The 20,992-nt window shown below is 54.6% G+C and carries 15 protein-coding genes; 12 read left to right on the plus strand and 3 right to left on the minus strand.

Going from position 1 to position 20,992, the window contains the following annotated elements; genetic code table 11:
• Nucleotides 1-508: 508 nt before the first annotated feature.
• From G9C82_RS14430 to G9C82_RS14455, 6 genes are all read left to right on the plus strand, one after another.
• Nucleotides 509-3,673: a GAF domain-containing protein gene (locus tag G9C82_RS14430; protein ID WP_127014481.1), complete on the plus strand. Its 3,165-nt coding sequence runs from the start codon at nucleotides 509-511 to the stop codon at nucleotides 3,671-3,673.
• A gap of 69 nt (nucleotides 3,674-3,742) precedes the next feature.
• Nucleotides 3,743-4,006, plus strand: a complete 264-nt coding sequence (locus tag G9C82_RS14435; RefSeq protein ID WP_004965521.1) for a HalOD1 output domain-containing protein — start codon at nucleotides 3,743-3,745, stop codon at nucleotides 4,004-4,006.
• A gap of 771 nt (nucleotides 4,007-4,777) precedes the next feature.
• Nucleotides 4,778-5,320, plus strand: coding sequence for a hypothetical protein (locus G9C82_RS14440; protein WP_127014482.1), 543 nt, complete (start codon nucleotides 4,778-4,780; stop codon nucleotides 5,318-5,320).
• A 1,380-nt stretch (nucleotides 5,321-6,700) separates the two neighbouring features.
• Complete coding sequence (locus tag G9C82_RS14445) at nucleotides 6,701-6,901, plus strand: hypothetical protein (RefSeq protein ID WP_004965526.1); 201 nt, start codon at nucleotides 6,701-6,703, stop codon at nucleotides 6,899-6,901.
• Nucleotides 6,902-7,004: 103 nt separating this feature from the next.
• Nucleotides 7,005-7,757, plus strand: coding sequence for a UTP--glucose-1-phosphate uridylyltransferase AglF (aglF, locus tag G9C82_RS14450; RefSeq protein ID WP_127014483.1), 753 nt, complete (start codon nucleotides 7,005-7,007; stop codon nucleotides 7,755-7,757).
• A 772-nt stretch (nucleotides 7,758-8,529) separates the two neighbouring features.
• On the plus strand, nucleotides 8,530-9,336 hold the full coding sequence (locus G9C82_RS14455; RefSeq protein ID WP_004965533.1) for a glycosyltransferase family 2 protein: 807 nt from the start codon (nucleotides 8,530-8,532) through the stop codon (nucleotides 9,334-9,336).
• A 99-nt stretch (nucleotides 9,337-9,435) separates the two neighbouring features.
• On the opposite strand, the gene G9C82_RS14460 is transcribed toward G9C82_RS14455, so the two are convergent.
• Nucleotides 9,436-9,609, minus strand: coding sequence for a hypothetical protein (locus G9C82_RS14460; RefSeq protein WP_007190648.1), 174 nt, complete (start codon nucleotides 9,607-9,609; stop codon nucleotides 9,436-9,438).
• A 528-nt stretch (nucleotides 9,610-10,137) separates the two neighbouring features.
• On the opposite strand from G9C82_RS14460, the gene G9C82_RS14465 reads away from it, so the two are divergent.
• The 6 genes from G9C82_RS14465 (at nucleotide 10,138) to G9C82_RS14490 (ending at nucleotide 18,386) form a co-directional block, all read left to right on the plus strand.
• Nucleotides 10,138-11,274 (plus strand): Gfo/Idh/MocA family protein, encoded by a 1,137-nt coding sequence (locus G9C82_RS14465; protein ID WP_127014484.1) that lies wholly within the window; start codon nucleotides 10,138-10,140, stop codon nucleotides 11,272-11,274.
• Between the two features lie 237 nt (nucleotides 11,275-11,511).
• Nucleotides 11,512-13,017 carry a lipopolysaccharide biosynthesis protein gene (locus G9C82_RS14470; RefSeq protein WP_127014485.1) on the plus strand — a complete coding sequence of 502 codons (1,506 nt, stop codon included), beginning with the start codon at nucleotides 11,512-11,514 and terminating at the stop codon, nucleotides 13,015-13,017.
• Between the two features lie 58 nt (nucleotides 13,018-13,075).
• Complete coding sequence (locus tag G9C82_RS14475) at nucleotides 13,076-13,576, plus strand: hypothetical protein (RefSeq protein WP_127014486.1); 501 nt, start codon at nucleotides 13,076-13,078, stop codon at nucleotides 13,574-13,576.
• 165 nt (nucleotides 13,577-13,741) lie between these two features.
• Entirely contained in the window at nucleotides 13,742-14,656 is a 915-nt protein-coding gene (locus tag G9C82_RS14480) for a hypothetical protein (RefSeq protein ID WP_004965544.1), read from the plus strand.
• A 315-nt stretch (nucleotides 14,657-14,971) separates the two neighbouring features.
• Nucleotides 14,972-17,122: a carbohydrate-binding domain-containing protein gene (locus G9C82_RS14485; protein ID WP_127014487.1), complete on the plus strand. Its 2,151-nt coding sequence runs from the start codon at nucleotides 14,972-14,974 to the stop codon at nucleotides 17,120-17,122.
• A gap of 4 nt (nucleotides 17,123-17,126) precedes the next feature.
• Nucleotides 17,127-18,386 (plus strand): hypothetical protein, encoded by a 1,260-nt coding sequence (locus G9C82_RS14490; protein ID WP_004965548.1) that lies wholly within the window; start codon nucleotides 17,127-17,129, stop codon nucleotides 18,384-18,386.
• A gap of 26 nt (nucleotides 18,387-18,412) precedes the next feature.
• Here G9C82_RS14490 and G9C82_RS14495 read toward each other — a convergent pair whose 3' ends face one another.
• Nucleotides 18,413-19,681 carry a hypothetical protein gene (locus G9C82_RS14495; RefSeq protein WP_127014488.1) on the minus strand — a complete coding sequence of 423 codons (1,269 nt, stop codon included), beginning with the start codon at nucleotides 19,679-19,681 and terminating at the stop codon, nucleotides 18,413-18,415.
• A gap of 63 nt (nucleotides 19,682-19,744) precedes the next feature.
• Nucleotides 19,745-20,941: a sulfatase-like hydrolase/transferase gene (locus G9C82_RS14500; RefSeq protein WP_007190654.1), complete on the minus strand. Its 1,197-nt coding sequence runs from the start codon at nucleotides 20,939-20,941 to the stop codon at nucleotides 19,745-19,747.
• Nucleotides 20,942-20,992: the final 51 nt, after the last annotated feature.

Raw genomic sequence — 20,992 nt, forward strand, 5'->3', positions numbered from 1 at the left:
GCCTGGTGTACGCACAGTGTGCGTGAGTCCTAACTTCGATTGTCTACACACCCTTAGTGTGTACTTTGGTCATAGACGAATGTGAGTGGGGGAGGAAAATTATTCGCAAATGGAATTATTATCACACATATGCTAGTAAATGCGTTACCATTTTCATCTGATATTTCTGCCATATTATTATGCAGTCGATATTTACAGAGCTAAATCTAGGTTTGATTTAATCTCAATACAGACCGTTTCTTACCATATTTGATATCTGTACGATAGCATATCGACGAGAAGATATTCAAAGTGAAACGCTATTAGAATATATAAATTTCTAATAACTCGGGTCGGGAACCATTGGTTCGGAGAGCGTAGTATTTGTATGCTTGTAAGAGTATGAACTACCTGCTGATTTGGGTGGGACCGAGTTTCTCAAGGGAGACAGTGACTAGCAGAGGCAGAACAATGGCTGCGTTGCAACCAAGTCAAACGTTTATACGGGCTGTCGCGTAAGTAGTATAGTATGCGGAAGTTGGCCGGTGAAACCGGACCGGCACCAACGGATAGTGGGACGGAAGCCCCGAAAATCAAGGTGCTGTTAGTCGATGACTACGGGGAGTTCCGGCAGACCACGGCAGAACTGCTGGAACACGAGAACGACCGTATCGAGGTAATTGAGGCCGCAAGCGTCGATGATGCCCTCAGCTACTTCGATTCCGAGTCGATCGACTGTATCGTCAGTGACTACGAGATGCCCGAGGCTGACGGGATTGAATTCGTAGAGACGGTACGACGGTCTAACGGAGACCTCCCGTTCATCCTGTTGACAGGCCAGGGGAGCGAGAAACTCGCCAGCGAAGCGGTTTCGGCCGGCGTCACCGACTATTTCGTCAAAGGTGGTGGGCCGGAACAGTACGCAGTACTCACAAACAGAATCGAGAACGCAGTCGAATCGTACCGATTCCGACGGGAAACAGCGCGGTTATCGCGGATCAATTCCCTCTTCCGAGAGATAAACCGCCAGGTGCTGAGGGCGTCAACAGCCGACGAGATCAAAGCGGCTGTCTGTGACATCCTGACCAGTTCGGATGCCTACCAGTTTGCCTGGATCGGTGAAAAAAACGAGTCAGGCGACGTCGTTCCCACCGCTGGCGGTGGCGACGCACTCGAATACGTCGAAGCGATGCTCTCTCGCTATGACCGCTCAGTGTTCGATGACGGACCGTTCGGCCACGCAATCGAAACCGGCGAACAGCAGGTGGCGTCTGATATCAGGACTGGTTCGTCTGTCCAGCCATGGCAGGAACTCGCATCGGAGTACGGGTTCCGGTCGATGATCGTTCTCCCGATCCAGTACACAGGATCAGTGCAGAGCGTGATTTCGATATACGCAGACACACCCTTCGCGTTTGACGAGGCGGAGCAGACAGTACTGACAGAGCTTGCTGAGATTGTCGCCGATGGGCTCCATTCAACTGCAACACGTGCCGAACTCGAAATGCGGGAGGAAGTCCTGCGGACGATTACCGAAGTGTTCACAGCACGGGACGGGGCGCTACAAGAACAGATAGCGGACCTCATGCAAGTCGGCCGCAGCGTGCTTGGAACCGAGTACGCAACACTTTCTCATATAAATGGAATGGAATACGATTTCGAGGTGCTCCAGACACCAGAGGAAACGATTTTTTCAGGCGGAACGATTCCGTTGTCGGAAACCCCCTGCGCGAAAGCTATCAAAGACGGGGAGACTGTCGTGATGACTGACGTTGCTGCCGGCTGCGGCGACGATAGTCGAGACCACATATGGGATGACGAAGTCGATCGGTATCTCGGCACGCCACTCACTGTGGGTGGGAGTATCTATGGGACGCTCTGTTTCTACGGGTCCGGGACGAGCGGGACCGGGTTTTCGGACTGGGACGTAACGCTCGTGGACCTGCTGAGCAAGTGGATCGGAAACGAATTACAGACACAGCGGGCTGAGATGGGCTTTACACAGCTGTACGAAACCGCAACAGACCTCTTGGGCGTGACTTCAGAGGAGGAAGCCGCGCAAATTGTTGTCTCGCGGACCCGTGATATCATCGGTCTCCCTGAGGTTGTGCTGTACGCGTTCGACAGCGAGACGAACACTTTTCGCCCGCTTTCGACGACGGAGACCGAGGAACACCAGGCTATCCCAGCAGACGGTGATAGCTTCGTAAGTTCGGCCTTCTTTACCGAGGAAACTATAATCTGCGACGAGAACTCGGCCTCGGAATCGGGCGAGAGCACGACGACTGATGGAAAAGCCGTCTTTGTCCCGCTGGGTGACCATGGGGTACTTCGAGCGGGCGACACAATCGGCGGCGAGTTCGATACCCAGACTCGTCGAATTACCGAACTCCTCGGGGCGACTATTCGAACGGCGTTCGACAGGCTGAACTACGAGACGGAACTCGAAGATAGGCAACGCGATCTGGAGCAACAGACGGTGCAGCTTGAGCAGATGAACCGGTTGACAGAGCTGAGTCAGAAAATTCACGAGCGAGTGCTCAGGGCAGACAGTCGCTCAGAGATAGAGCAGGCAGTGTGTGACCAGTTAGTCGCGTCCGACATCTGTTCGTTTGCCTGGATCGGTGAATACGAATCCGATACTGACCGTGTCACGCCACGGACGTGGGCAGGAACCGACCGTGGCTTTCTGGAAGAATCCCGCACACCCTCGAATGAAACACCGCCTCCACCAGCAGTCCAGACAGCCCGGACGAACGAGCAGACGCTGAACAACAACATCGCGGACGGGCTCAGAGGGAAGGGGTGGCAGCGGCGGCTACTGGAACGCGGGTTCCAATCAGTCGTCAGTATTCCACTCAGCTATCAGCAGCTCTCATATGGGATCCTGACTGTGTACGCGAAAGCGCCGAACGTTTTCGATCTGCCGACACAGTCAGTACTCGAGGAAGTGAGTGAGACGGTTGGATACGCCATTAACAGTATTGAGACGAAGCAAGGGCTCGTCGCGGATCGGGCTGTCGAGCTTCAACTGGAAGCAACCGAATCCGATGATATCCTCCATCGGATCGCGGGCGTCGTCGATGCAGAGATATCATTCGAGGGGATCGTCCCACAGGGAGATGCCAGCTGTATCGTGTTTTTCAGCACTGATGCTCCCTCAGAAGATCTACAAGCGTGCTTGGATACCCTCCCTCGGATTGAGCGAATAGAGTGTCTAACCGACACAGAAGATACGAGTTTGTTCGAAGCGACAGTCTCGGGTACACAACTCGCACTGACAGTCGCCGAGCAAGGAGGAGCCCCGCAGTTGATCCAGTCTGATGGGAAGACGCTAAAGATTCAGATTGAGGTTCCACAGACTGTCGATATTCGCCAACTCATTGCTGAGTTACGGCGTTCATGTCCGGACATCGAACTCGTCAGCCGTCACAAGCGGGAACGTAGTGTCCAAACCCGCGAGTCATTCTACTCAGAACTGACAGCACAGCTAACCCCTCGGCAGTTTGAGGTCCTGCTTGCAGCCTTTTATAGCGGATTCTATCAATCTCCCCGGGACAAGACCGGTCAGGAAATCGCTGATACGCTCGATATATCACAGCCGACGTTCAGCCACCACCTTCGGGTAGCTGTCCGGAAACTACTTGAGGAGTTGTTTGGCGAAGAGAGAACGGCACAGCATCTAGATAGATAGCGCCTGTTATCTGAGTTTGCTAGTCTGATAGAGTATATCCTGATACGGGAGTGGTTCATACAAAGGACAATGAGTTTGGAGTGGAACGAGACAGAAACGGTCTTTTGGGCAAACCAGTACGAATCACCGAGTGAAGCGATTGTTACCGCTATAGCAGCTAAAGAATCCGTAACGGAAACTAGTCTCCCGCCGCTGTATAATCAAATCGACCCGGATGCCCTCGACACACTTGTCGCAGGGCAGTCCACCGACGACATTCAGATCAGTTTCACATACAGTGGGTACACCATTCGGATTCGAGACAGCGAGACAATCGAGATCACGCCCACGTAATCGGCTATCAACTTCCTACTAGTTCTTAATTGAGGAAATGATGATGAGCCTCCGGCAAGAGAGCACGCCAGCAAGACGAGCAGGAGAGCAGTACAGTAGCCGCAGAAGAGGATATCCGAATTTGAAAAAGAATATTGAGCAGTCACGCTCTTAGCTCGATAGTCGGCGATATATCCTATTACGGACTGAACTACTCCAGATTTCACAGAGGTTTGGCCAGACTATTCTTGAGATTACTATCACAGGTGCGGCTGTGCTTTCAGACTGGCCTCGCCAAATCCCCACTCGGTGACTTGGTAAATCAACTGACAGAGCCAATATCGTATAACCACGATATATTATTAATAGGACACTACGTAGTTTCCGTCTATCCTCATTAGAATCCGATAGCGTAGTGCTGATGTTTGTACATATACTAGTAGAAGTAGACCCAGAGTTTAGTAGTGTGATACCGCGACTTATATTGGATCGGACAATAACTCACCGTACTGCGCTTTCGCCTGCATATCTATTTTTATTTATTCTCTGCTGTTGTGAGGGATTCGTGTAGTGCTGTCAATACTTCCACATCATAAACACAGGGATTAGATACCGACTGTGACCCGTCGGTGAAAGACAAAAGCCCAGTACGCCATTCAAGTAGCTATTTCTTACTCGGGAATTAGAGGGTAACGGGGGTGTAACAAAACGGTACCCCGGGTTTCGTGTATATATGTCGCTCTCGCGGCCTGAACATAAACCAACGCAGCAACCGAGGTCATGAGTGCACCGATGGTAGAGGAAGAACCAGAGCTCTCACGCGACCAAATGTTCGATATCCTCAGCAGCTCTAGGCGTCGATATACACTGTACTATCTACGCCAGCAAATAGAGCCAGTCCAGCTAACCGATTTAGCTGAGGAGCTGGCTGCGTGGGAAAACGATACAACCGTCGAAGAACTCTCTTCACAGGCGCGAAAGCGGGTGTACGTCTCGCTGTATCAGACTCATGCTCCGAAGCTCCAAGAGGCAGGGCTAATAACCTATGACGCTGATACGGGTGAAATAGCTCTTCGAGAGGATGCTCCAGAAGTTGAACCATTCATCAGCAATGGCGATAACGAGTCAAAATGGTATCAGTACTATGGCGCTGTGGCCCTGTTGAACGCCGTTTTACTCATAGCAGCAATCGTCGGTGTGCCTCCACTCGGTGCGATTAGTCCATTAGTTATCGGACTAGTCGTCATAAGTTCGTTTCTCGTGCTTTCTATTACTCACGGGGTCTCCAGACGGCGAGGGAAAAACAACAAGTCCTTTGATATCGGTGAGCCGTGAGTGGGATTGTATGCTGACTGAGAAACACCCCCCAGGGGTGTGTTATTCTTCGTCGTCGGCCGCACCATCCGGCAGTAACTGGTCGGGCGACCGTTTGTACATCGGAGTGCTCGCGAATTCCGAAATCCGTTCCATTTCGCTGTCGGAGATATGTTCCGGCATACACCGCTACGTCTAACTGTTACAGTTTAGTAATTGAGTTCATATATGAGGTAGTCGGCTTCTTCTGGACACTTGCTAGTTATCCATGTGCTGAGGGATACTGGTGTCGAGCCATCATATATTTGTTATAAACTCCCAGAATTTCGATGATTATAGCTACTCGATAAGCACTCCTATAGCCAACTTCTAGGTGAATATCTGAATGATATCATAATGCCCGTTTCTCGGTCATGACTTCTGGTACAGTGTCTACTGGACATCTAGGCTTTCCCATCACACAATTTAACTCGAGAAGGGTCAGCAGTATCTCAACAGTTAGTCAGGAGAATCAGTGAATCATTAGCAAAGGGTTAGAATCCAGTTGTCATAGTTAAAAAGTCGAGACCGGAATGAGCCGGAAAGAACGGTGTGACCGAAGCCGCTCCGGCTCACTGTCAAAGTGGAGAGAGCGATCCGAGTCGACAGCGACTATACAGGGCACGAGCGTCCCTGAGGGGGGTGGTAAGGATTGGGCCGGTGTTGTGGGTGTCGGGTAACTGCCCTCTCCATCAGTGTCTAAACCGCAGGGGTGTATTGTTATAGTCGTGTTATTCTGGCATGGCGGAGCTTACCGCCCCAGACGGACGTGGAACGGTGGTAGCTGATCATATAGCTCAGATGTCGAGGAGGGCTAAGGTTCGTAATGGCATTTGAGAGGGCTCCATCGGTTTCGAGCTTCGGGCGTAACGATCCAAGAAGTAAGTATAGGATCGTAGACGGGGAGCCGCAGATACAGGATGGTATTGATGCAAATGTGCCTGAAGGTATTTGATTCATCCTGCTCCGATGGTGAATCTGTGGCTTCGCTCAGCGTTCATTTCTCATATACATCGTAAAACAATGTCATTGTCCAGTGAAGTCCTATCGAATATTAAAGTAATTTAACCCTACCATCAGGAATTAGTCTGTTTTCAGAGATTTTGATAGGCACAAATTCATAGAATGAGTTGGTAAGTAAATGAATTGTAAATGGCAAAGAAGTGCTGTGTATAGGGGCGCAATCTTTAATATAGTAATTACTCCTTTCCGAGATATGCTCAATGTCAGCGCAGTAGAGAGGAAGTTTAAACATCGTCTTAATCTGAGATTAGGGCTTTGGGGGCGGGGTCAGAATTCGTGGTTTACATACAGGTGGTTGAGTCTGTCAAGGTCAGGATGTTTGAATGGAGTGGCAGCTGAATGATGACCTCAGAGGAGTGGGAAGAAGTAGCGACGGACCCAGACTGGGAATCAGACCTAGGCTACGAGATGGAGGAACTCACCGTTGTCAAATCCTCGACTGATTCACAGTTGATATTTTTGCCGGAGCATGAGTCGCAACTCGGTGAAGAAGAGTTCATTGTTATTCACTCGGATTCACTTCGAGATCTACGCCGATAGCTGAACAGCGTGACTAGCCGAAAGAATGTGCGGTTCGCCTACCGATGGCAGGTTCCGATTAGTAGCAGTATTACAATGTGGCATCTGGGAAAGCGTGTGAGTGATGAAAGCAGTAGTTCTCGCAGCCGGGAAGGGAACACGACTTCAGCCACTGACTGATGACCTCCCGAAAGCGTTAGTTGAGGTAGACGGAAAGCCGCTTCTGACTCATTGCCTTGACGAACTTGTTTCACTTGATGCAGATGAGTTTGTTATCGTCGTCGGATATCGTCAACAGCAGATTATCGACTATTACGGTAGCTCGTACGATGGTGTCCCGGTAACATACGTCCATCAGGAGGAGCCTGCTGGGCTAGCGCACGCCTTGTTACAGGCCGAGCCGAAAATTGAAAACGATTTTATGTTGATGCTGGGAGACAATGTGTTTCGGGGGAACCTCGACACAGTCGTGCAACGACAACAGGAACAACGCGTCGACTGCGCGTTTCTGGTAGAGGAGGTTCCGAAAAACGAAGCGTCTAGATATGGCGTTTGCGTGACCAATAAATACGGTGAAATAACGGATGTCGTAGAGAAGCCGGACGATCCGCCATCTAATCTGGTCATGACCGGCTTTTACACGTTTTCGCCGGCAATATTCAAAGCTTGTAGCCTTGTTCAGCCCTCTGATCGCGGCGAGTACGAACTCAGCGATGCCATTGATTTACTGATGGACAGCGGAAGAACAATCGACGCCGTTCGTCTCAATGGGTGGCGTGTCGACGTTGGATATCCTGAAGACAGGAATGCTGCAGAGCAGCGTCTTGCAGAAGAAACGGCCACCCTAGCCTCTGGTGGTGGGAACATCTCTCGATAGATCCATCAGTACGGATGATAACTGATGTGGCTATGAAAGTACCTGTCAGCTAGCTACATAGCGCTCTCAACATTGGATACACATTACCTTACCACAGAATGGGTATGTGGAACAATCATATCTGAGTCATCCCCAGGCATAGGTTTCTGCCCCGTTGCCCCCCATCTTCCTTGTTTAGTGGCCGTGAGTCAATGGCGAATCCCAGCGCTATTTGTGCAATTGTTTTCGAAGTACTGCTCCTATCGGTAGCAATCTTCCTGTGGCTCATTGACGGGGCTCCCGGTTGGAACATTGTGTGTCGACAGTTGCCGATACGGTGACTGTCATTGCAAGCACCATTCAGATTATCGTCCGATAGTACGCTCTAGTAGTAGCATAACAAAACAGGAAGACGTGTATTGACTTGGCTATGTGCGCTGGATGGGCCCGACAGTTTGTGGGGGTTTTTGTCGTCTGGCTATTGTTAGCGTTGGGGGGAATGATATTTATCGGTCGTTGGAACCTGTTGTTGTATTACCTGCTCAGCTACGCAGGCTTTCTCTTTGCAGTCGAGCTCAGCAAACCAGATGGCGTCCGACCGAAAAATCACAGGCGACTACGCTGGGTTTCCATGGGTGGGTTTGTGGTGTTCATTTACGCAGTTGTATCGTGGGTGCAGGCAGTCATTGCAGCCATGGCGACGTAGGCCAGACGGGTGAATGCCTTGCCTACTAATGACAGGTGGGATATACTAATATCTTCGAGGCAAGAGCAAGTTGATAGAAGGAATTACATGGTATCGGTCAGCGTTGTCATCGCGACATTGAAGCCGCGAGATGAGATTGAAGCGATACAGTGCCTCGAAGACCAGACGTTCGATGACTTTGAGGTTATCGTATGTGATAAGAGCCCGGTGACCAGAGCCCGTAATGAGGGGATCAGACAATCTTCAAGCGACAAGATAGTGTTTCTCGATGACGATTCTCGACCCCAGCCAGGATATCTTGAAAAAGCCAACGATGTCCTCGAAACAGAGGCGGCGTACGCCGGTCGAACCATCCACCCGGTAGATGATGTGTTTGCCCGCCATTTCACCGCCCATTACGACTGGGGGGCCGACCCTTGCTACGTCGATCACTTCTGGGGGTGTAATATGGGCGTCCATAGAGACGTGTTCAAGACCGTCGGTGGGTGGGACGAAGAAATGGGGTGGGGTCACGAAGAAAAAGAACTCGCCAGGCGAGTCAGAAGCGAGTTTGATATTCGATACGATCCCGAACTCGTTGTCGACCATCCATACGCGTCATCTATTACCGACTACTGGAAGAAACAGTATAAACTCGAAACGAAGAGTCCGTACTACTGGTCAAAGTGTAACGTCTCACGAGCGGATCAGCTCAAGAACATTTTCTGTGAGGCATTTGACCCGCTGAATTACGTCAGAATAACCCCAGTAGCGACCATGATAGAAGCGGGTAGTACTGTTGCAAAGACAGCTGGGCGTCTTCGAGGATTCCTCGATCACACCCACCACGAAGAAGGCAGGGGCGGGGTACCGGATATTGATCGACCTTCACAATCTCCAGAACGATCAGGATAACGTTACTCTGTGTTGCTTCGGTGCTCCGAATTTAGACAAGCTAGCAGCTGCTGGTCACAACTCTTTCGTTAGAGAAAGTTGGCAGAGATTCAGTACTAGTTACTCGCCGAAGCCCTGTTCACCATAGCCATCCTCACCGTACCCACGATACAGCATCTCCCGCTTCATCAGCACTGCAGCACCAAACGAGAGTCCAGTCGCAACGAGGGCCAGAATAGTCCGTCGAGTCGCCTGCTCCGGCTGCATTTCCTTGGTCTTTTCATCTGAAGACATCAGTACAGTGAGATAGTCCTCCTCACGACCGTAGCTACGCTTTGTCGGCGACTATTTTGGTCCATCGTTACCAGGAATCCAATGACGGAGACCGTTTTAGTAAACAGGCCATACCGTCAATCATGCTGCAGCATATCCCACCTATTGAGCTCCTTGTGATTTGGGTACGAACTCACCGACGGTAGATATGAAGACATCCCAAAATTAAATCTCAATTGGTTTTGCCGGGCTTCGTATATTCAGCCAAGCATCGACTGTGGTCAGTCCACGGGTGAATTGGTAGTTAGTTGGACATCCGGTTGTCCTGCTTGGAATTCACCAGAATCGGAGTGGTTAAGAGTCATATAATACACCGTTCGTGTGCTAAAACCAGACGAGATGGCGCTTATACCTTTCTCTGGTAGAATGATACCGAAGTTTCGGATAGATTGTCACGGTAGGATTGAGAGAGCAGGCAGTCGGTGGGGACTGCCTGAGTAAATCAGTACGAGGTTACTACTATTGAGGCTACTATCCCACCTTCCATCGATGACTTACACTGTCGCAGTCATTGGGACCGGTGCAGATCCGGACGACCCGGATACCGACGGGTTCGCAATGGCATACAGACACGCAGGCGCGTACAAACGGCTAGATTCGTGTAAACTCACCGCCTGTGCTGACGTCGTCCCGGAGAATGCAGAGAACTTCGGCGAACGATGGAATCTCCCGGATGGGAACGTCTACACGGACACTGAGAAAATGCTCGATGCTGTCAAGCCCGACATTGTCAGCGTCTGCGTGCCGCCCCACATCCACGCACCTGTCGTGATGACGTGTGCTGAGAGTGGGGTAATGGACGCCATCCATTGCGAAAAGCCGATGGCAACGAGATGGGAGGACTGTCAAAAAATGGCATCGGCCTGTAAGCGGGCTGGTATCCAGCTTACGTTTAATCATCAACGGCGGTTCGGAAAGCCGTTCCGGAAAGCCAAGTCGCTGCTTGAAAACGGAAAAATAGGCTCGTTAGAGCGAATCGAACTCGGTGGAAAAAATCTATTTGATTACGGGTCGCACCTGTTTGACCTCTGTGGGTACTTCACTGACCAAGCGATGTCGAAATGGGTGATGGCTGGGATCGAATACAGCGAGGAAAACGTGCAGTTTGGGGCCCACAACGAGAATCAGGCCATCGCACAATGGCGGTATACGAACGGTGTCAATGGGCTTGCATCGACAGGTGACGGTGGTATTGTCGACTGTCATATGCGGCTGCTGGGCTCAGACGGAATGATAGAAATCGGTGGCGAGGTTCCGCTACGGGTCCGGACTGGCAACAGCTGGACACCACTCGACACTGATGGAGAGGACGTGCATGGTCCCAACGAGACAATATTCGACGCTGCAAAGCAGAAGATCAGCGCTCGCATACCGGGAGCCACTGTAGAAAACGCGAGGCCTGAAAGCTATATTGACCGTGCCATAGCGGACACCGTCGACGCACTTGCCACAGGCCGTGAACCTGAACTCTCAGCTGACAACGCACTGCAGGCAACGGAGCTTATATTCGGGTGCTGGGAGTCCGCCCGGCGGTGCGGACGAGTCGATTTCCCGCTGGAAATTGATGACAACCCGCTGGAATCGATGGTCGAAAGCGGACAGGTACTCACTGCTGACAAACAGTAAATCCCAGTCCACTCAAACAGTTGGACACTGAGAAGAGGTGTCGGGATACACCCTGATAGTTCGGCTGCGTCACGGTTACCCCACCCATAACAAACAGATGGTATCCAAAGTATGTAGCAACGGAGAGCCTATGCAGGCACAGCAATACAGAGTATTGAGTCGGAAGAACGAACTGGTGTCGGTCAATCGGCCTGATGATCTGGCTCATCACATACGTGGCAGAGAGTTTAAGCGACAATGCTAGATAAACTGAAACGACTGATAAAGCGGCTGCTCCCGGCCAGTGATGATGTTATGGAGCAGGCTGTGAAGAGTGGCGTTTGGGTTGGCATAATGAACGTCACTGAACGGGGGCTAGAGTTGCTATTGCTAGTCATCGTTGCTTCACTGTTGTCCCCGCGTGCATTCGGGTTGATGGGGATAGCGCTGTTAACACTCTCCTCACTCAAAAAGTTCTCCGAGTTGGGCATCAAGTCCGCTCTGATACAGGCCGAGGAGGACAACGTCGACGACGAACTCAACACGGCCTGGACAATCGAGACAGCCAGGGGGACAGTAATCGCCGTGATCCTGTTCCTTGGGGCCCCATTTATTGCATCGTTGTTCAACGAACCTGCGGCGACCGATCTGTTTCGAGTCATCGCCCTTTCGCCGTTTATTGTCGGGTTACGAAACCCTGCTGTCGTCTATTTCCAGAAGAGTCTAGATTTCCACAAAGAGTTCGTCTACAGAGTTAGCGGCGCGGTGGCATACTTCGTCGTCACCGTAGGCATAGCTCTGTATGAGCCAACCGTCTATGCACTGGCAATCGGATTCATCGCCGGCGACGCCGCCCGGTTTCTCGTCTCATATATCGCAGACGGGTACCGGCCATGGCCTTCGTTTGACCTTGATGTTGCAAAGAAACGTTACAGTTTCGGCAAATGGGTTACGGCCAACTCGATCCTATATTTCCTGTACAGTAGAGGGGATGATGCGTTTGTCGGCTGGGCGCTCATGGCAAGTGCACTGGGGTTTTACCAACTCGCCTACCGGCTTTCAAACGCGCCAGCGACCGAAATCACACAGACAATCTCAAGTGTGACGTTTTCGGCGTATTCGAAAGTACAGAATGATATCGAGAAGCTGCGGTCCGGATACTTCCAGACGCTTAGAATGACCACATTGGCTTCATTCCCAGCAGCGATGGGTATCGCAGCAGTCGCACCCGCGTTCGTCGAGGCGTTTTTTACCCCTGAATGGCAGCCGATGATACCAGTAATGCAGTTGCTGGCTATCTATGGGCTATTGCGTTCAATGGGTGCAACGATGGGACCGGTCTGGAAGGCGGTCGGGCGACCTGACTATATCGCCAAGCTCTCCGCTGTACGCGTGACCCTTATTGCGATATTCATCTACCCGACCACGATGATGTATGGAATCGAGGGTACCGCAGCCGTCATTACGGGCATCTATATCTTCCCGATGATGCCGATAGACACCTACCTTATTGCCCGGACTGTCGGAACGTCTCCGGTTCGGGTCCTCAGAGAGGTTTCGTATCCACTGGTGGCAAGTCTTGGGATGGCAGCCGCAGTGACCTACGTCTATCAAACGGTGACTCTTAATGCGCCAGTATTGGAGTTTATTCTGTTAATTGTCGTAGGTATCGGAGTCTATGTGGCTCTGGCTCTGGCTCTCATGTTTAGTTTCAATTGGGAAGTCAAGCAGAACCTCGAATCAATATTCGATGCGTTAGCGTGATCAAAATGAGACAGACAATCCAGATCAATCGACCCGGCGAACAGAAGAGGAAAGGGCGATGAAGCGACGAACAGTGCTTGCTGGCGTCCTCCCGTTTTTACAGGGTACGCGTTGGTTAGATCGGTTGCTGCTCGTCAATCAAGGTGAGATAGTTCAAAAGCGGTTCGTCGGCATCGCCGGAGGGGAGACTACTGAGATTGTCGTCGTTGACGATGACGAGACAACTGTTTCGTCCGAGCACAAGGGGCTGCTTGGACAGTCACCGGAGGAGATATCGCCAGCGGATGCAACTTCGCTTCGAGAAACGTACGATGCTATACAATTCCACGTCACAGTCAACCACCACAGCAGCAGTCTCGATCTGTTCAGTCGGACCGGAACGGTGGATTACCGGACATCGAGGGCGCTCTACAGCGGGACCGCGGTGGGTGACCACATTTCGTTTCAGACATCTCTCCTCAACGGTGACACCATCATCTCGCTGTCCTGTCTCGCAAGCGATAGGGAGTCCCTGCAGCGTCGGTGTCGGGTCGGCATCGACGACCCGACCGGGGAATGACAGGAGCGTGCGGCGTCGCCTCCGGGTCGCGGACACTGCACGGCGAGGGCGGGTTGGGGGCGGCCTATCGCATTCGGATTGGTAGTGGGACCGGAATTACGGTAGCAAAGTGAGCCGGTTTTAGACGGTATAACAATACGTCCGACAGCGGTCCCACCAGTAGAGATGTACACGCTGGAGTCGTTGAAACACGGCCTCGATGAACCACACAAGATTTTCCAAGAGGTCAACCGCCTTTACTATCGCCGACTACGGACGTGGCCGTACAACCGTGACGGCATCGACGTCTTTGCCAAGGACTGGGACCACCTCCTCATTTTGGATGCGTGTCGCTACGACATGTTCGAGGAGCAGAGTTCGCTTCCCGGGAAACTCGAGTCGGTGGAATCGAGGGCGTCGGACACGAAGGAGTTCCTCAGAGCGAACTTTCACGGGCGCGAGTTCCTCGATACGGTGTACGTAACGGGAAGCCCGATGTTGCACAGGCATCGAGACAAGGTAGAGACGCGGTTTCACGACGTCGTCGACGTGTGGAGGGAGGACGGATGGGACAAGGAGTACCGGACGGTCCTCCCAGAAACGATGACCGAAGCCGCGATACAGGCGAAAGAGCGGTACCCCAACAAGCGACTGCTGGTCCACTACCTCCAACCGCACTACCCGTTCCTCGGGCCGACCGGACAGGAACACTTCGAATTGGACAGGCTCAATTTCGAGTGGTACAAGCTCCTCAGCGGGGAACTGGACGTCTCCGACGAGATCGTCGAGCGTGCGTTCAAGGAGAATCTCGACGTGGTGTTGCCCGAGGTCGAACGGCTCTTCGATGAGTTCTCGGGAAAGACAGTCGTCACCGCGGACCACGGGCAGGTCATCGGTGAGCGGAGTTTCCCCGTGCCGATACGGGAGTACGGACACCCGGGCGGGGTGTACGCCGACGGACTGGTCACGGTTCCGTGGTTGACATACGAGCGCGGCGAGCGCCCGGAAATCACCGCTGAGAATCCCGCTGGTTCCGACACGACCGACCAGGATAGAGCGACTGCCCGCAAGCGACTCGAGCATCTCGGCTACGTGAACTGACTCGGAATACAGGTCGCGTCGTCGCCGGACCGGAACCACGCGGCTGAGGCCCGGTAAGCAAGTCAGGAACTGGATTTGCCAGCGGGGCACTCTGCCATATCTTACTGTTAATTCCTTCCTACTTCTGCACCTATTCGGCAATATCGGCAGACGTTCGATAGTTTGGCTGTCATTTTCGTTTGTAATTTCCTTCCAGTACTGGTACGCAAGATACATTGAATGGGATGGCAAGATATATTGAATGGGATGGCAAGTAGTTCAAAAGCCACCCAACCCGCAACAACGAATAAAATAGTAAATAGAGATTACCGGAGTGTGACCAACGAAGAACAGAATCGCTCGCACGACAGTGAGGAGGTGTCGCGGGAGGGCAGGAGGCCGACGGACACGACCGTCGTAGACCGACGCACATGCCTGAAATTAGCAGGCATTGCCACCGCGTCCCTGGCGGGATGTACCGGTAAAGGTGGTCCTACCACAGTCAGTTCGACGGCACAGTTCGGCTACGGCGGCGAGCCAGCAGTGACGTCCCAGCTCGCCGCGGTCGATGTTTCGGATGTGGCCGGAGACGCCAGCATGGCGAAGTCGGTCAGCAGCCTCAACGTCGGGTCTCCGCTCTCGAGGACGCTGTCTCCGAGCTCGTCCGACCTCTTCACGTTTCGGCCCGACACCGAGGACGTGACGGTCAAGTTTACACCCGGCCCCGGCACGGGGCCCGCTGCCCTTGGGGTGTTCAACCCCGACGGCGAACTGGTGTCGCAGGCGTACGCGAGTTCGGCGGCCCCCGTGTATCTCCCGGAATCGCTCTCTACCAGTGCGACATATTACCTGCAAGTCATGGACATCGGTCGGAGCGGTGGCGATTACTCGCTGACCCTCTCGACCGGCAACACGACGCAGTCCCAGTCTCCGTACGAGGGAACAGTCCGGTCGATTCCGGGCCGTATCCAGGCCCAGAACTTCGACATCGGCGGCGAAGGCGAGGCGTATCACGACACGTCCGACGGGAACATCTACGGGTCCGCCAACCGGGACACCGACGTGGACATCCGACCGACGGGAGACGAGTCCGGGAAGTACAACGTCGGCTACTTCCAGGCCGGAGAGTGGCTCGAATACACGACCACTGTCTCGCCGGGGACGTACGATATCAGCCTGCGAGTCGCGTCGGCGCTCTCGGACGGCCAACTCGAACTGTTCCTTGGCGACCGGGCCCTCGCGACCATCACCATTCCCAAGACGGGCGACTGGACCTCGTGGGAGACCGTCACAGTAGAGGACATCGAAATAACGACCGAACAGCAATCGACGCTGCGGGTCGAGGCGCTGGATTCCGGCGTGGAGTTCAACTGGGTCGAGTTTGAGAGAGTCGATGGGCAAGACCCCTACAACGGGACGCCCGCCACGATTCCCGGCCGTATCCAGGCCCAGAACTACGACACGGGTGGGGAGGGCATCGCGTACTCCGACACGACGGCCGGCAACGAGTACGATACCGGGTACCGCGACACCGACGTCGACATCCGGGAAACCCAAGACAGCACCGGGGAGTACAACGTCGGCTACTTCGAGGACGGTGAGTGGCTCGAATACTCCGCCGACGTCTCGCCGGGCCAGTACGACATCAAGGTCCGCGTGGCGACGACCCGGGACGACAGAAAGCTCCGGTTCACGCTCGGCGAGCAGACGCTCGGAACACTCGACGTCCCGAACACGGGCGACTGGACGGCGTGGACAACCGCGACCCTGGAGGACGTAAACATCGACGCCGACGGGCAGCAGGTTCTCCGGGTCGAGGCCGTCGGCTCCGGCATCGACTTCAACTGGGCCGAGTTCGTCGTCGCCGGCAACCAGCCGTTCGATGGCGTCCCGGTTCTGCCGGGTCGGGTGCAGGCCCAGAACTACGACCTCGGGGGCGAGGGCGTGGCGTACCACGACACCACCGCCGGGAGCGAGTACGACCTCGACTACCGCGACTCCGACGTTGACATCCGGCAGACGCAGGACGTCTCCGGGGAGTACAACGTCGGCTACTTCGAGGACGGCGAGTGGCTCGAATACACCGTGGAGGTGCCGACCGGAACCTACATCATCGACGTCCGGGTGGCGACGACCCGTGACGACAGGCAACTGCGGGTGTCGATCGACGGCGACCGGGTCGGCACGGTGGCTGTCCCGAACACGGGCGACTGGACTACCTGGGAGACGGCGACGCTTCCGGATGTGACGGTCGATTCCGGTGGCGAACACGTCATCCAGGTCAAGGCGGTCGGTTCCGGTATCGACTTCAACTGGTTCGAGTTCCGGGACGCGGCCAAAACGGAGACCGAAACCGCGACGCCGACGGAGACCGAGACGGCCACACCGACTGAAACGGCGACGCCGACACCGACGGAGACCGAGACCGCGACCGACGACCTCGGCAGCGAAGGCTATGGGATGGGTGGGTACGGGGGTACCCAGTAAAACAATGTCAGAACGATACAACACGCCCGCGGAGGGCACGCTAGATTGGCACGTACCGCTCAACGAGAACTTCAAGAAGCTCGACAACCACGTCGAACACCGGGACGCCGAATCCAACATGGACCAGTATGCGCCCAACGCCGGTGCGAAGTTCCTCGCGACGGATACGGGGACAGTGTATCTCGGAGACGGTGACATGTGGAACCCAATTGGGGACATTACACCCTCGTCTACGGGGTCGAAGACCGCCGACGACGGGACGATAATCGCGTCGCCCGGCGACCTCCAGTCCGCGATCGACGACGCTTCGAACGGAGCCGAATGGGGCAAGCGGCCGACCCAGACCGTCCGGTTGGTTTCGGGTGAGAACTACACCGTTTCGGACACAATTAAAATACGGCGCGGCGTCCGACTGGAGTGCAACGGCGCCAGAATCGTTCCCTCCGGCGACTTCGACGTCATTGAGATGTACCGGGAGAGCCAGCTCATAGAGCCACATATCGACTCCCGGAACCAAGGCTGGAGTTCGACCCAAATCGTCGTCGGTGCCGACGACGCTGCAAAACTCGAGGCCGCGAACCGGGCCTGGGTCCGAGACGCCTACCTCATGGGCGACAAGGGCGCCGGAACGGGCCTCCAGTTCCGCGGCGGAAGCGGTGGCCCCTGCTCGATGCAGTGGGCGACCGGAACTATCAACGGGTTCAAGCGTGCGATAGACCTGTACGCGGCGGGCGGCGACACCAGCGGCCAGGGCGACTGGTCGAACGGCAACCACTTCGAGGGGCTCATCCGAAACTACGAAATCGGGGTCTCGATGCGGTCGGAAGGCGCGGCCGTCACTGGTAACTCCTTCCGTCTGCAGGCGCAGCCGAACCCGCGAGTCAGTAAGTGGCTCTGGTACATGGAAGACGACCCCCGCTCCAGCTCTCAGCGCGGAGACTCCTCCTACGTCAAGAAGGGGAACGCCATGCTGGTGAAATCCTGGGACAACATCAATTACGAAAAGAACCCGTACTACGATAGCAGTGACCGCAAGCCTCCGGTGTGGTACATCGGAAAGGGCAAGCAGTACGCGAATTCGCTGTACGATTTCGGTGGCCTGATGGGCAACCAGTACATCGTCAACAACGCTGACACCCCTGACAGGAACGGTATTCTCACCGGCCACGGTGGGCATGTGACGGGGACTACGGAGTGGAGCCAGCCGCCGAACTACCAGCGCAATGACAGCCGTAACTGGCACCACGAATCACGTAACTCGTAGCGACTGCTGTCCAGAAGGCCCTGGTTTCAGCTGTTCTCGGACTCCGGGTGCCATCTTCGACTATCGTTTCGGTCGTATGCGGGGTTGAACCGGAGCTGTGCCGTTCCAGTGACCTCTCCGCCGTGTGCGGTGAAGATCCCGTTTCGGTCGGGGTTGTCGGAGTTGTTCACGATGAACTCGTTTCCCAGCAGGCCACTGAAATCGTATATGGAGTTCCCGTAGCGGGTCCCTCGCCCGAGATACCATATCGGAGCCCGTCGGTCCGCATCAGAGCTGTAGGGGTTGTTCGCGCTGTAGTTGTTGACGTCCCACGGATACACGAAGAGGGTGTTGCCCTTCATCAGGTAGTTCTCGCTTTCCCGTTCGCTTCGGGGGTCATCCGCCATCCACAGGAGCCATTCGCTCCGCTTGCTGTTTGCCTGTACTTGCGCCCTGACCGTGTTCCCGCTGACCGCTGCACCTTCCGATCGCATGCTAATCGCGACACGGTAGTTCCGAATAGTGCCCTCGAAGTGGTTGCCGTTCGACCAGTCGCCCTGGCCGCTGGTGTCGCCGCCCGCCGCGTAGAACTCCAGTGCGGTGTCGAATCCATTGAGTATACCGCTGGCTGCTTGCATTGAACACGGTCCGTCCTGTCCGCGAAACTGCAAGCCAGTGCCCCGTCCCGGCTCACCGAGCAAATAGGCGTCCTGTACCCAGGCTCGGTTTGACGGTTCTAGCTTGTCGGACTCCTTGGTACCGATGAGGACTTGAATCGACTGCCAGTCCATGTTTCGCGTGTCGATGTGGGGGCGGACTAGCTGTGTCTCACGGTGAAGCTCAAAAACATTGAAATCGCCGGAGGGGACGATTCTAGCGCCGTTGCACTCCAGCCGGACACCGGATTTGAGCGTAATTGTATCGGATATTTCATACGTTCGTCCGGAAACGAGACTGATAGTCTGTGTGGGTTGCTGACCGAAGTTGGAGTTCGTCGCGGTCGCATCGATTGCCGCTTGGAGTTCGCCCGGTGGAGCAATCACTGTTCCGTCGGCCGTCCGGGTGAAACCGTTCCGGACGACGTTGACGGAGGCTCGTCGCTGCCACTCGTTCCCGTCGCCGAGATAGACCTGTCCGGTATCCGTCGCGAGGTACTTCGCACCGGTCTTCGGTGTGTACTGACTGCGGTTCTCCTCCGTATCCCGAATCTCGACGTCGCCGTCTATACGCGAAAAGTTCTCGTTGAGCAGTACGTCCCAATCTTGTGCACCCCGAGGCGGTCGGTTGTACGCGTGGTTCGCTGTGTTATCGGCCACAATATCTGTGTGCAAGACTCCCCCTGTGAAAATTATAATATGGCTACCGAAACGCTGTCCCCGTTATAGATATCCCATCTCTTCGAGATGCTCCGCAGTGGCTGCATCTATGTCGTGTTCGTTGCCGGCGGTCTCGCCTTCGAGAATCAAGTCGATTTTCGACTGGGCCTCGGACTTGTCGAACCCGGGGAGCCCGTACGACGCGTGTCCGGGCGTGAACATCTTGTACGATTCGAGGACGCGGTTCCCGTATCGGACTTGCTTCCCGAACGGCTTCTGTAGCAACAGGACGAGGTAAATGAGCGAGGCAGTGACGTGTGACCCGTCGACGAAAACGTGACCACCGTTCGCATCCCAGAGACTCTGGATGGTCCGCTCGAATCCGCCGGTCATCTGGAGCAGACGTTCGAGCGGGTCGGCAAGGGTCCCGTACCGGATGTGCCGGAGGTGATTGTATCCGGTTTTGCGGTCGGCGCCCTCAATAACCCCGTCTGTTTCTCCGATGTCGACGTCTTGTGCCATCGCGTCGGCGACGGTCGGCACCAAGTCGACGTGGTGGAAGAGACCGTCGACCTGTCCAGGTTCGAGCTCGGGATGGATGAACGTCGTCGGCACGTAGACGACTTCGGGCGTGGCAGCGTGTGTGTGTCCGAAAAACCCGTACTCGCCGAGGAGTTCACCGTGGTCGCTCGTGTAGACCACTAACGTGTCGTCGGCGAGCCCGCGCTCTTTCAGGACACCGAGGACGCGCTGGAATTCCTCGAACGAGCGCTCCACGCCCCGCTCGTAATCGATTCGTGCTTGTTCTGGTTGATTCGAAATCCTGTCGAAATATTCGGCGGCAGTCTCGTCCGCGTACTCGTACTGCTCCCACTCGAACCCATTGTACGGCGCATGTCCACCGGGACGGCGGACAACGTGGACGAATGGCGGCCTCGCTTCCTCGATAGTCGTCCGTGCCGGAGAGCCGAAGATGTCTGCGATGCCGTCGTTCATCCCTCCCTCAGACCCCATCGACGTCTCGTATGTCTCGATATCGAAGACAGACCGCACGTCAGGGGGGACTGTGTGTTTGAAACTGTGGATTCCGCTCCGCGGCGGTAATAGTCCAGTCAGCAGACTCCCAAACGACGTCGGGGTATGAGTCGACGCTGCGATGGTCTTGTGCGTCGGCCCGAAATCAGACAGCGTGTCCGCAATCGCATCGTATCTAACAGCGTCGTCGACGTAAATGAGGACGTTTTCGACATCCAAGTTCATAGTATCTGTCCCCAAGGCTATCGGAATCAAAGTAAGAGAGTTATTAAACAA

The sequence above is a fragment of the Haloarcula sp. R1-2 genome, assembly GCF_011627385.1.
GTDB lineage: Archaea > Halobacteriota > Halobacteria > Halobacteriales > Haloarculaceae > Haloarcula > Haloarcula marismortui.

What these genes read in the sequence shown, in the direction of transcription:
- G9C82_RS14475 (WP_127014486.1), top strand. Translation starts at nt 13,076, where the DNA reads ATGAAGCGACGAACAGTGCTTGCTGGCGTCCTCCCGTTTTTACAGGGT.
- G9C82_RS14490 (WP_004965548.1), top strand. Translation starts at nt 17,127, where the DNA reads ATGTCAGAACGATACAACACGCCCGCGGAGGGCACGCTAGATTGGCAC.
- G9C82_RS14500 (WP_007190654.1), bottom strand. Translation starts at nt 20,941, where the DNA reads ATGAACTTGGATGTCGAAAACGTCCTCATTTACGTCGACGACGCTGTT.
- G9C82_RS14435 (WP_004965521.1), top strand. Translation starts at nt 3,743, where the DNA reads ATGAGTTTGGAGTGGAACGAGACAGAAACGGTCTTTTGGGCAAACCAG.
- aglF (WP_127014483.1), top strand. Translation starts at nt 7,005, where the DNA reads ATGAAAGCAGTAGTTCTCGCAGCCGGGAAGGGAACACGACTTCAGCCA.
- G9C82_RS14460 (WP_007190648.1), bottom strand. Translation starts at nt 9,609, where the DNA reads ATGTCTTCAGATGAAAAGACCAAGGAAATGCAGCCGGAGCAGGCGACT.
- G9C82_RS14455 (WP_004965533.1), top strand. Translation starts at nt 8,530, where the DNA reads ATGGTATCGGTCAGCGTTGTCATCGCGACATTGAAGCCGCGAGATGAG.
- G9C82_RS14445 (WP_004965526.1), top strand. Translation starts at nt 6,701, where the DNA reads ATGATGACCTCAGAGGAGTGGGAAGAAGTAGCGACGGACCCAGACTGG.
- G9C82_RS14480 (WP_004965544.1), top strand. Translation starts at nt 13,742, where the DNA reads ATGTACACGCTGGAGTCGTTGAAACACGGCCTCGATGAACCACACAAG.
- G9C82_RS14470 (WP_127014485.1), top strand. Translation starts at nt 11,512, where the DNA reads ATGCTAGATAAACTGAAACGACTGATAAAGCGGCTGCTCCCGGCCAGT.
- G9C82_RS14465 (WP_127014484.1), top strand. Translation starts at nt 10,138, where the DNA reads ATGACTTACACTGTCGCAGTCATTGGGACCGGTGCAGATCCGGACGAC.
- G9C82_RS14430 (WP_127014481.1), top strand. Translation starts at nt 509, where the DNA reads ATGCGGAAGTTGGCCGGTGAAACCGGACCGGCACCAACGGATAGTGGG.
- G9C82_RS14440 (WP_127014482.1), top strand. Translation starts at nt 4,778, where the DNA reads ATGGTAGAGGAAGAACCAGAGCTCTCACGCGACCAAATGTTCGATATC.